The following is a 10,475-nucleotide window of genomic DNA, read 5'->3' on the forward strand; positions in this document are numbered from 1 at the left end:
CCCCCCCCCCCCCCCCCCCCCCCCCAGCCTATGTGGAGGTTATTCGGCGGTGAAGAGGGCCTCGGCCCGCACCAGCAGGGCGGCCAGCTCGGCCCGGGTGGCGGTGCCCTGGGGGTTCAGGGTGCCCGCGCCGGTGCCGGTGAGCAGCCCGGCGTCCACCGCCCAAGCCACAGCGTCCTGTGCGAAGGCGGACACGGCGGAGGCGTCGGGGTAGCCGGACAGGTCGGCGGCCGCGCTCACGTCCAGGCCCTGGGCCTTGGCGTAGTTGCACAGCAGGGTGACGGCCTGCTCCCGGGTCAGGGCGCTGTTGGGGGCGAAGCCGGTGCTGCTGGCGCCGGAGGTGATTCCGGCCTCATAGGCCCAATCCACGGCGGCGGCGCAGTAGGAGCCGGCGGCCACGTCGGCAAAGCCGGCAGAGGCGGAGGCGGCGGGCTCGCCCGCCATGCGGTGGAGGACAGTGACCAGCATGCCCCGGGTGGTGGTCACATTGGGGCCGAAGGCCTTGGAGGTGACGCCGTTCATCAGGCCCTGCCCGGTGACGGCGGCCACGTCGGCGGCGTACCAGGCGTTGGGGGCCACGTCGGAGTAGCCGGTGTCGTTCAGCACGGCGGCCCAGGCGGCGTTGGAGATGAAGTTGTACTCATCCCGCTGGTTGGTCTTGTTGGTCAGGGTGTTGGCAAAGAGCACCACGTCCAACTGGGCGTTGTCCGCGCCCGCGCCCTGGTAGGAGATGGCCTGGATGGAGTCGTCCAGGAAGTCGTCGAAGTGCTCGCCGTCGGCGGGGAGGAAGCCCTCCAGCAGCTCCTTGGAGCCGTCCAGCTGCACCAGCACCTGGGCGCCGGCGGGGATGGCGGCGAAGTAGCCGGCGCCGTAGCCGTAGAGGAGGTCATCGCCCTCAGCCACATAGCTGGCGGTGATCAGGCTGTCGGTGGGGTAGGTGACATAGGCCAGGGCGTCCATGGCGTTGGGGCTGACGGTCTCCCGCACCAGCGCGCCCTCGTCAAAGAGGGAGACGGCGGACTTCATGGCCTTGGAGCCGTAACCGATGTAGGGGGTGCCGCTCTTGACGGCGGCCAGGGCCTGCTCGTCCAGGGCGGCCGCGCCGATGATCAGGTCGGCCTGGGAGGCGTCGTCGGTGACGGTGAAGCCCAGGGTGCGCATGGCCTGCCGGTCGTAGTTGTACTCGTAGGAACCGCTGACCAGGGTGGTCTTGACGAAGCCCTTGTCGTTGTCGGCGGGCTTGCCGGAAATGTAGACCACGGGGGCCTTGGGAATGGCCAGGGCCGCGGGGGCGTCGGTCACGCCCACGCCGGAGAGCAGGTAGTCGCCCGCCACGCTCTGCCAGTCGGCGTAGGACACCAGGAAGCTGCCCTCGTACTGGCCCTCGGTGATGAGGGAGACGGACTTGCCGGCTTTCAGCAGGGCGTTGACGGCGGCGGTGGAGTCCTCGGAGGCGTTCATGAGCACCACCTGGGCGTCCTTCACGCCGGAGAAGGAGGAGGTCAGGGAGGCCACGTAATCCAGGGTCTCCTCGTAGTCCAGGACGTCGCCGCAGGCGGCGGAGATGGTCTTATAGGCGGCGGGCTCGGCGCACACCACCATGTCGAAGCCCCGCACCTTGTCGAAGGCGGTGATGCCCTCGGAGTAGAGGACGGGCCAGCCGGTGATCACGGTGCCGTCGTACAGCACGCCGTTGGCCACGCTCCGCTTGGCCTGGTACATGGACACGATCAGGGTACCGGCGGGGTACTCCACGCCGTTGTAGGTGAAGCTCTGGTCGGTGAGGCTGACCTGGACGCCGTTGCGGGTCAGGTACTCCATCATCTCGGCGGCGGCCTGGAGGTTGGACTGGTGGACGCCGTCCATGGGAATGATATAGCACTCGGGGTAGAAGTTGCCGTTCTGGCCCTCCCCGTCGTACTCAGGCCGGAAGAGGTCGGCCTCCGCGCCCTCCACGTCGTACTGGTCGCAGAACCACTGGCCCACCAGCTCGTAGGCGTCGGAGTTGGCGTTGGTCACGCCCCGCTCGAAGATCTTGGTCTGGTTGGTCAGGTAGCCGTCCTTGTGCTCGGCGATGTAGACGGACTGGCCCAGCTGGCCGTAGGCGACGCCCTGCACCATGTAGTCGTCATAGGCGGGCACCTCCACAGTGTAGGAGACGGTGCCGTGGAGCATGGCGTACTGGGGGGTGTAGCTGGTGGACATGTCGTCCCAGGGGTCGAGCCACTGGGTCTGGTCGTCCCCGTCGGCGGTCTTCGCCCCGGTGTAGGTCAGGTAGTCCCGCTGGGGGATGACGTAGCTGTTGTGGCCGCCGTTGTTGGCCACCGCGGCGATGCCCAGGGCCTCGCCGCCGCCCATCAGGTGCTCGGCCAGCAGATCGTACTCAAAGTTGGGCTCGTGGGGGGGATCGCAGGGCTCGCACTGGAAGGCCTGCACCCGGCCGTGGAACTCGGTGAGGCTGACAGGGTTCCACTCGGCGATCAGCTTGGCCATGTTCTGGGTCTCGGCCTGGGTCTGGAAGGAGTTGTCCCGGTTGAGGTCAAAGCCGCCGGAGGAGGTGCGGGTCAGGTAGGTCCGGCCCTCCACGTTCTCCTCGGGAACGATGATAAAGAATACGTCGGAGAGCAGCTCGTCCACGTCCACCGTCACAGTGTCAATGGTATAGTATTTCTCCAGCTCCACCTGGGTGGAGATGGAGGCGGTGGTGCCGTCGGCGTTCTCGCCTTTGATGTAGCCCAGGTAGGTGGCGTCATCGGCCACCAGGTCGGGGACGGCCACGGAGCCCTCCTCACCCGCAGGGCCCATCTGCTCGGCCAGCTCGGCCTTACCGGCGGCGGTGAAGCCGGTGAGCTTGTCGTAGTCGATGGTGCCGCTCTCAGAGGCCGCGGTCTCCACCAGCATCCAGGCAAAGGCCAGGATGCCGTCGCTGGCGGCCACCTCATTGGCGTGAATATTGGAGTACATGACGGGCACCTGGTAGTCGCCCAAGGCGCCGCTCTCCAGCTTCTTCAGCAGAGCGGTGGGGTCGCTCTCCGCCTCCGCCTTGATCTCCTGCCACTTGTCCACCGCGGCCTTGTCCTTGGCCACGATCAGGTAGGGCATATCCAGGCTCTCCAGGCCGTTGTCGCCCTGGCTCTGGCCCATGGAGAACTGCTCCACGTAGAGGTCGGTGTGGCCGGCGGCGTAGTCCACCAGCGCGTCCAGCTCGGCGTAGATCTCCGCCATGGTGTGGAAGTTGTCATAGGGGGCCACCTTCAGGTCGACGGCACCCAGGGTCTTGCCGTCCAGCCCGGCGGACAGCGTGAAGTAGCCGCACACATCCATATAGGAACCGCCGTTGCTGTGGGGCACGCTGAGATCGTCACCGAAGTAGCACTGGTTGGCGAAGGTGACGGTCAGGTACACCTGGCCGTCCACCGTCTCGGCGGCGGTGGCCACGTCGGTAAAAAAGGGGGTCTCGCCGTCCTGGCACAGCCAGGCGCTCAGGGGCCCGCCCTCGGTCTGGTTGGGAAACTGGGTATCGTCCAAGTAATCCGGCGCGTCCGCATCGGGCGTCAGGGTCCAGGTCACGGAGGAGGCGGCCTCCTTGGCCTCGGCCTCGGTCATGTCCACCGGGATGCTGGCCTGGAAGGTCCGCTCGGCGGACAGGGAGATGCCGTTGCTCCCGCCGTCACCGCTGGTGTTCTCAAACACCGCGGGGGGGGCCGCTGCGCTGTCTGCGGCCGCAGACGGGATGACGCACAGGGACAGGAGCAGCGCCGATGCCGTCAGCATGGACAGCGCGTTGCCGAGTGTTTTGTGCTTCTTCATGCTCTTCACCTTACTCTTTCCTCTTGCAGTGTATAATATTCGTATATTATCGAATATTTATGTATAAAAGATACCACTGCGATCCCCATTTGTCAAGCATAAATATGCATAACCAGGCGGCTTTCTTCTCCCTTTTCCTTTGGATAAACCGCTGTTTTACGATCCAATCTCATATCCTTTCCAACACAGGCCTATTTTTTTGCAATTTTATACACAGCGTCTTTTACCCTGTCTGTGCCGGCACGCAGGAATAAAAAATGCGCGGGAGCTGTATCAGCTCCCGCGCACGGCGCTCCGGCGGCCCATCCGGTTACTTGGGCATGGGCACCTCAAATTCCGGCTGGCCCATGTAGCCGGGGGCAATCTCATACTTCTCAAAAATCAATACCGGATTGCCCGCCTCATTGATATAAAAGCGCTGGTCATCGGCGATGGAGGTGAAGCCCTCCACCCCCTCCTCCCCGTGGAAGTAGATGTTGTCGGGGCTCTCCGCCTCCTGGGCGGCGATGCCCGCCCGCACGGCCTCGTTGGCCAGTTCCTTATAGTCCGGCCCCAGCATATCCCGGAGGGTGAGCTCCCGCCCGGCCTGGAGGTCAATGTTATAGGTATAAAGCTCGGTGTATGCATTGGCCCGGGTTTCCGTCTCGGTGAGCACAAAGGACAGATAATGGTCGTTCTGACACTTGATCTCGTAGTCAACATCGATCATGACGGGGATGAAGTCCTCCTCCGCACCGCCGGTGGCCACATAGGCGTCGCGGATGGCCCGCGCCCGGTCCTCGGCCTCTTGAAGCACCTGGTCGATGCGGGTCTGAATGGCCAGGTTAATGCGCTGCTCCAGGTCGGTGTCCCCGGGCAGCTCCAGGGCGGGCAGGCGCACGTCGATAAGGCGCTCCCGCTCGTCGATGTGGTACTCCGTGACGGTGACCACCCGGGCCAGACCGCCCAGCACCGGCACGTCGGACACCGCCCGGGCAAAGGCCGGACTGGCGTTGACCAGCAGCACAAAGCAGGCGCAGCCCGCCAGCACCCCGCTCACGCTCCGGCGAAGCGCCCGGCGGCCCCGCAGCCGCCGCTGGCCCGCCCGCAGAGCAGAGGCTACGGCAAATTCCAGCTCCTCCGGCACCGGCGTGCTCTCATGGCGCGCCCTGGCCCGTTCCCACATATCCGGCATATCAGCACTCCTCCTCTGTCAGCTCCCGCAGGCGGCGCAGGCTCTTATAGAGCCTGGATTTCACGGTGTTCAAGTTGGTGTTGGTCACCCGCGCAATCTCCTCCAGCTTCATGTCCTCGAAAAAGCGCAGGCGCACTACGGTCTGCTCCTTCCAGTCCAGGCGCTCGATGGCGTCATAGAGATCCAGCCTCTCCCCGGGGTCCCGGGCGGGCGCCGGGGTCTCCAGCAGGGTGTCCTCCAGGGGTACCAGCCGTTTGGCGCGGCGGTGGTGATTCATACTCTCGTTGAGCAGGATGCGGTAAAACCAGGCTTTGAGATACTCCGGCCTGCGCAATGTATCCGACTTGGCCAGAGCCTTGACAATGCTCTCCTGCACCACGTCCAGCGCCGCATCCCGGTTTTTGACATAGCTGTACGCCAGGCGGTAAAATTCCTCCTGGTGAGCCACAATATAGTCGCTCAACTGCTGGCGGACAGTCTGTTCCAAGGTCCGGGCGCTCCTTCCTGCTTCTGTTGCTTAGACGCGGCACCAGCCCAAAAAGTTTGAAAAAAAGTGCCGGTACCCGGCACTTTTTTGGGGGGACGCAGGTTACTCCAGCCCGTCCAGGGCGGCCCGGGCTTTTTCAGCATCGGCGGCCACGGCCAGCAGGACGGAGTTGCCTCGCTGCTCCACAATGGCGCTGTCCAGCTTGGAGACCTCGTCGGGCTGGTAGCTCTCCAGCACAGCCTTCTGGTCGGCTACCCTGGCCTCCAGCCCATCCAGGGCGGCCGCTGCCGCGTCCTCATCGGTGAGAACCAGCACTGCAATCTCCTCCGCCCCGGCGGACAGGGAGGTGTAGACGGCGCTGCCGGTGATGGTGTCAGCATCAATTCCGTACAGGGCGGCGGCGGTGTCCTGGTCTACGGTGTCCAAGGCATCGCTGAACGCGCCGGAGTCCAGCAGGGCCTGGGCGGCCGTCTCCGGGTCATAGGGGGTCTGGCCCACCGCCCCGCCGCCTCCGCAGGCGGTGAGGGCCAGGCACAGCAGGGCCGCCGGCATCAGGCGGATCAACAGGGATTTCATGTTTCATTCGCTCCTTCCGCGGCGGTCTGGCCCGCCGCATAGCAGTCCGCATCCACGGTGTGCTCCATCAGGTAGGCCAGCCACTTCTGGTACCATGCCTTGGTAAAGTGCACCCCGTCCACGGTGGCGTCGGCGGGGAGAATACCGTTTTCGTCGGTGAGGGCGTCTGCCACGTCCAGGAGCACTACCTGGTACTCCTCAGCCAACTGGGGAAAAATGGCGTTGTAGGCAGCCACCCGGTCGTTATTCACATAGTAAGGCTGCTTGTTGGCGGCGCACTTCTCCGCGTTCACCGGCACCAGATTTTCCAGATAGACCACCGCGCCGGGCTGACTGGCCTTAACCTGCTTCAGGAAATCACCAAAGGTCTGGTGGAACGCCTCATCATTAAAATATCCCAGTTCATTGATGCCCAGGGATATGTAGATTTTGGCGTATTGGGGCCCCTTCTCCAGGGCCTGCTCCACCGTGTACTTGCCGCCGTCCAGCTCCACCACGGCGCGGTCGTCCATCTCGAACACGGTCAGTCCCTTGTAGCAGTAAAAGTCCGCCCCCTTAATGCCGCTGTAGAGGCGCAGGCCGTCGGTGCGGGAGTCGCCTATAAACAGTGCATCGGCAAAGTAATCCATCTCCACCGCCTCGGCGGCAGGGGCGGGCTGGGTGAAATCAAAGGCCGCAGGGGTCGGCTCCGGCGTGGGTGTGGGCTCCGGCGTGGGCTCCGGCGTGGGTGCGGCTGTCGGGGTGGGAGTGGCGGCCGCAGGCGGGCTCGCTGCGGCGGTGGGCTCCTCTGGGGCACGGCCCAGAGATGGGATCAGGATCAGGCCGAGGCACACCGCCGCGGCCGCCGCCAGCAGAGGCAGCGGATTGTGCCTGCGCGGCCTGTTTTGCGCCCGTTTGGGCTGATATTGGGATGGCAACTGGGACACCTCGATTAAATATTGTTTTTTTCTTCTTTGAGAATCAGCGCTTGGAGCGCCGCGTATCCGTCCACCTCCCAGGTGGGGACGATGGCGGGGTCGCCGGGCAGCCGGCCCGGATTGTACCAAGCCGTGTCCAGCCCGGCCTGGATGCCCCCCTGGATATCGGCCAGGAGGTTGTCCCCCACCATCAGCACCCGGCGGGGGTCTGGATTCCCCAGTGTACGGAGCACCGGGGCAAAAAAGGCGGAGTCTGGCTTGCTGGCCCCCAGCTCCTCCGAAATAAACAGCCAGGGGATGAGGCCGTTCAGGGGGGATGCCTCGAAGCGGCGGCGCTGGGCGCGGGCCACGCCGTTGGTGACAATGGCCAGGGTGCAGCGGGGGGCCAGGGCGCGGCACAGCGCCTGAGCCCCCGGCAGGAGGTAGGAGCCCTCCCCCAGGTGGTCCAGGTAGGCCCGGTTGAGGGCCGCGGCATCTCCCGTCCGGCCCAGGGCCCGCAGCAGGGCGGCAAACCGCTCTACCACCAGCCACTCCCGGCGCACCTCACCCCGGTCCAGCCGGTTCCAGAGCGCCCGGTTGATGGATAAGTAGCGCGCCTCGGTCTCCCCGTCGGCGGGCAGTCCCGCCTCCTCCAGCGTCTGGCGGAGGGCCTCACGCTCGGCCCGGTCAAAGTCAAACAGAGTATGATCCGCGTCAAACAGGACAACCTCATAGCGGGGCATGGTATCTCTCCTCTCTCAGCCCCGGCGGCGGGACTGGTAGGTGGTGAACAGGCGGACTACGGAGGCCACCAGCAGCACGCCCACGGCCAGCGCGCCCGCTAGGCCCAGTGTATGCATCAGTGTGTCCAGAAACAGCTCGGTGTCGCCGTTCAGGGCGTGTTCCATGGTGTAGTAGATGCCGCCGCCTGGCACCAGGGGAAAGAGGGCCACCAGCAGGTAGCTGGTCACCGGGCACTTGCGCAGCCGGGCCATCACCTCCGACCAGGCCGAGATGACCAGGGCGGCAAAAAAGGACTGGATAATATCGTTGCCCACCAGCGGCCCGGTGAGCAGGTAGCACAGCCAGCCCAGGGCCCCGCCGCCGGCGCAGATGAGCATGCCGGCGCCGTGGATGTTGAACAGCATGGAAAAGCCGATGCAGGCCAGGAAGGCGTAGACACAGGGCAGGAGATAAAGAAGGACCTCTCTCATAGCGCGCCTCCCGTCACCATCCGGGTCAGGCCCAGGGCCAGGGCGGTGCCCAGAGCGATGGCCGCGCCGATGAGCAGCGCCTCCGCCGCCTTGCTGATGCCCGCCACCATATCGCCGGCCATGATGTCCCGCATGGCGTTGGTCATGGCGATGCCGGGCACCAGGGCCATCAGCGCGCCGATGATGATGAGGTCCTGGTTCTGCCCCACCCCAAGCCGGGTGAGCGCCACGGCCGCCAGGGCGGAGGCCGCGCCGCCAGCGATGGTACGGAAGAACAGGTTGGCGCCCAGCCGGGTCATCAGCGCCATACAAAGGCCGATGACCATGCCGCACAGCCCTCCGCACAGCCCGTCGGCCGGGGTTCCGCCGTAGAACAGGGAGAACATGCCGCAGCCCAGGAAGTGGGCAGCCAGTTGGGTGGGCAGGGAGTAGACCCGGTGGGTGCGGGTAATGGCCTCCATCTGCTCCAGCGCCTCTTCAAAGGCGGGGGTCTCCCGGCACAGGCGGCGGCACAGGCCGTTGTACTTCTCCAGCAGGTAGATGTCGGTGCCGTGGGTTGGCATCCGGCGGATCTGGGTCACGGGCCGGCCGTCGGGGGAGGTCAGGCTGACCATCAGGCAGTTGGGAATGGCAAAGACCTCCCCCCGTGGGGCACCGTAGGCCTGGAGAAGCCGCTGAATGGACTCCTCCACCCGGTAGATCTCCGCACCGCTCTTCATGAGCCGGTAGCCCATCTCACTGACCATGTCCAGCAGCTTGTTGTAGTCGAGCTCCAATGTGGGATACACCCGCCTTTTCAGGTTTGAAATAAATGGGTCAGCGGCATCACGCAGATGCCGCACAGCGTGGCCCACAGGGCCGGCCGGTCGTGGCCGTACTGCCGGGAGGAGGGGATGAGCTCTTCCACCGCGATATAGACCATGATCCCGGCCACCGCGCCGAACAGCACCCCCAGCAGCAGCCCGTTGAGAAAGGGACGCAGCAGCGCAAAGGCCAGCACCGCCCCCACCGGCTCCGTCAGGCCGGAGAGCAGGGTGCAGCGGAAGGCCCGCCGCCGGCTTCCGGTGGCGTACCACACGGGCATGGCCACCGAAATACCCTCCGGGATGTTGTGCAGGGCGATGGCCAGGGTGATGCTCACCCCCAGGGTCAGATCCTCATACCCCGCCAGAAAGGTGGCCACGCCCTCCGGGAAGTTGTGCAGGGCCATGGCCAGCGCCGACACAAAGCCCACCCGGAACAGGTTTTTGTGGGGGGCCTCGCCGGTGTCGGCGTCAAAGGCGTCGTGGGGAACCAGGTGGTCCAGGGCGGCGGCGCAGCCGATGCCCGCGGCCAGGGACAGCACCGCCGCCAGCGCCCCCGGGCGGCCGCCCAGGGATGCAGTCAGGTGCTCCCGCGCCGTGGGGAACAGGTCGGTGAAGGACACCGCCAGCATCACACCCCCGGCAAAGCCGAGGGAGACCGCCAGCAGCTTTTCACTCCTTCTCCGGGCGGCAAAGACCACCAGCGCCCCCAGCAGGGTGGACAGCCCGGCGGCCAGGGACAGCAACAGCGCGCGGACAGCGGCGGATTCCAGCATAGCAGCATACCCCGATTTCTTGTGTGGTACAGCTACTATTCCACACAGGCCGGGATTTAGCCGCACCAAGTTCCTCCGGCGGCCGGTTCAGCCGTTTCCGGCGGAGCACTTGGCCGCGTCGATGGCCAGCACGATCATCAGGCACAGCAGGGCGTCCTCCGGCCGGGCGATGTCCAGCACATAGGTGTCGGTCCAGTGGAGCAGCTCCTTGGACGCGGCCATCACTGTGCGCCCCGCCGGGTCGGTGACGGCGTAGTCCCACTCCAGAAAGCTGCCCTCCACCTCCCAGCCGTTGCAGTCCAGTGTAAACCGGGGGTGAAACAGGGCAAATTCCTTGCGGATGCACCCCAGGTATTCCTCCCCCGCATAGAGGGCGAACCGGGGCAGGAGGGTCAGCACTTCTTCCTTTACCGTCCCCAGGTGGTCTCCGGCCGGGCCGTAGATCTCCAGCCGGTGTCCCCAGGACAGCTTGCCCTCCACGGTATAGGCGGTGCGCCCCTCCTCGTCATAGATGTCATAGCTGTCAAACCAGGAGAGAAACCGCTGCTTGAACAACAGGCGCATTTGGGCCTCCTTTCCGTGCCAACGTACAGACGCGGGCAGCCTGCAAAAAGTTGCGGATCGCCCGACAAAATTCGGGCGGAATGTTCTTCACGTAATCCTAACACGAAATAAGCGGCCTGTCCAGAAGGGGATGCGCATCCGCCCCAAAACGCGCAAACGGGCCGCGCCATGGGCG

At 65.3% G+C, this 10,475-nt stretch carries 10 protein-coding genes; all 10 read right to left on the reverse strand.

Annotated features, from left to right (window positions below):
* Positions 1 to 39 precede the first annotated feature (39 nt).
* Positions 40 to 3,810, reverse strand: coding sequence for a M14 family metallopeptidase (locus ACESY8_RS15850; protein ID WP_498794857.1), 3,771 nt, complete (start codon positions 3,808 to 3,810; stop codon positions 40 to 42).
* A gap of 310 nt (positions 3,811 to 4,120) precedes the next feature.
* Positions 4,121 to 4,984: a DUF3298 and DUF4163 domain-containing protein gene (locus ACESY8_RS15855; RefSeq protein ID WP_054338847.1), complete on the reverse strand. Its 864-nt coding sequence runs from the start codon at positions 4,982 to 4,984 to the stop codon at positions 4,121 to 4,123.
* Between the two features lies 1 nt (position 4,985).
* Entirely contained in the window at positions 4,986 to 5,471 is a 486-nt protein-coding gene (sigV, locus tag ACESY8_RS15860; protein WP_007490103.1) for an RNA polymerase sigma factor SigV, read from the reverse strand.
* A gap of 102 nt (positions 5,472 to 5,573) precedes the next feature.
* A complete protein-coding gene (locus ACESY8_RS15865) occupies positions 5,574 to 6,047 on the reverse strand; it encodes a DUF4358 domain-containing protein (RefSeq protein ID WP_009257317.1) in 474 nt (157 codons plus the stop codon).
* Complete coding sequence (locus ACESY8_RS15870) at positions 6,044 to 6,964, reverse strand: GDSL-type esterase/lipase family protein (RefSeq protein WP_039996828.1); 921 nt, start codon at positions 6,962 to 6,964, stop codon at positions 6,044 to 6,046. The genes ACESY8_RS15865 and ACESY8_RS15870 overlap by 4 nt, the downstream gene beginning before the upstream one ends.
* A 14-nt stretch (positions 6,965 to 6,978) precedes the next feature.
* Positions 6,979 to 7,686: a YjjG family noncanonical pyrimidine nucleotidase gene (locus tag ACESY8_RS15875; protein WP_007490099.1), complete on the reverse strand. Its 708-nt coding sequence runs from the start codon at positions 7,684 to 7,686 to the stop codon at positions 6,979 to 6,981.
* Between the two features lie 15 nt (positions 7,687 to 7,701).
* Positions 7,702 to 8,157, reverse strand: coding sequence for a threonine/serine exporter family protein (locus ACESY8_RS15880; RefSeq protein ID WP_021630409.1), 456 nt, complete (start codon positions 8,155 to 8,157; stop codon positions 7,702 to 7,704).
* Positions 8,154 to 8,933 carry a threonine/serine exporter family protein gene (locus tag ACESY8_RS15885; protein ID WP_080568007.1) on the reverse strand — a complete coding sequence of 260 codons (780 nt, stop codon included), beginning with the start codon at positions 8,931 to 8,933 and terminating at the stop codon, positions 8,154 to 8,156. Before ACESY8_RS15885 ends, ACESY8_RS15880 begins: the two co-directional genes overlap by 4 nt.
* Positions 8,934 to 8,953: 20 nt before the next feature.
* The gene (gene zupT, locus ACESY8_RS15890) at positions 8,954 to 9,736 is read right to left on the reverse strand and encodes a zinc transporter ZupT (protein ID WP_007490094.1); all 783 of its coding nucleotides are present in this window, start codon (positions 9,734 to 9,736) and stop codon (positions 8,954 to 8,956) included.
* 87 nt (positions 9,737 to 9,823) lie between these two features.
* Positions 9,824 to 10,300 (reverse strand): LURP-one-related/scramblase family protein, encoded by a 477-nt coding sequence (locus ACESY8_RS15895; RefSeq protein WP_007490093.1) that lies wholly within the window; start codon positions 10,298 to 10,300, stop codon positions 9,824 to 9,826.
* Between the last annotated feature and the right edge of the window lie 175 nt (positions 10,301 to 10,475).

The sequence above is a fragment of the Clostridium sp. ATCC BAA-442 genome, from assembly GCF_964239415.1.
GTDB classification, from domain to species: domain Bacteria; phylum Bacillota; class Clostridia; order Oscillospirales; family Oscillospiraceae; genus Flavonifractor; species Flavonifractor plautii.

What these genes read in the sequence shown, in the direction of transcription:
- ACESY8_RS15850 (WP_498794857.1), bottom strand. Translation starts at nt 3,810, where the DNA reads ATGAAGAAGCACAAAACACTCGGCAACGCGCTGTCCATGCTGACGGCA.
- ACESY8_RS15855 (WP_054338847.1), bottom strand. Translation starts at nt 4,984, where the DNA reads ATGCCGGATATGTGGGAACGGGCCAGGGCGCGCCATGAGAGCACGCCG.
- ACESY8_RS15865 (WP_009257317.1), bottom strand. Translation starts at nt 6,047, where the DNA reads ATGAAATCCCTGTTGATCCGCCTGATGCCGGCGGCCCTGCTGTGCCTG.
- ACESY8_RS15875 (WP_007490099.1), bottom strand. Translation starts at nt 7,686, where the DNA reads ATGCCCCGCTATGAGGTTGTCCTGTTTGACGCGGATCATACTCTGTTT.
- ACESY8_RS15880 (WP_021630409.1), bottom strand. Translation starts at nt 8,157, where the DNA reads ATGAGAGAGGTCCTTCTTTATCTCCTGCCCTGTGTCTACGCCTTCCTG.
- zupT (WP_007490094.1), bottom strand. Translation starts at nt 9,736, where the DNA reads ATGCTGGAATCCGCCGCTGTCCGCGCGCTGTTGCTGTCCCTGGCCGCC.
- ACESY8_RS15895 (WP_007490093.1), bottom strand. Translation starts at nt 10,300, where the DNA reads ATGCGCCTGTTGTTCAAGCAGCGGTTTCTCTCCTGGTTTGACAGCTAT.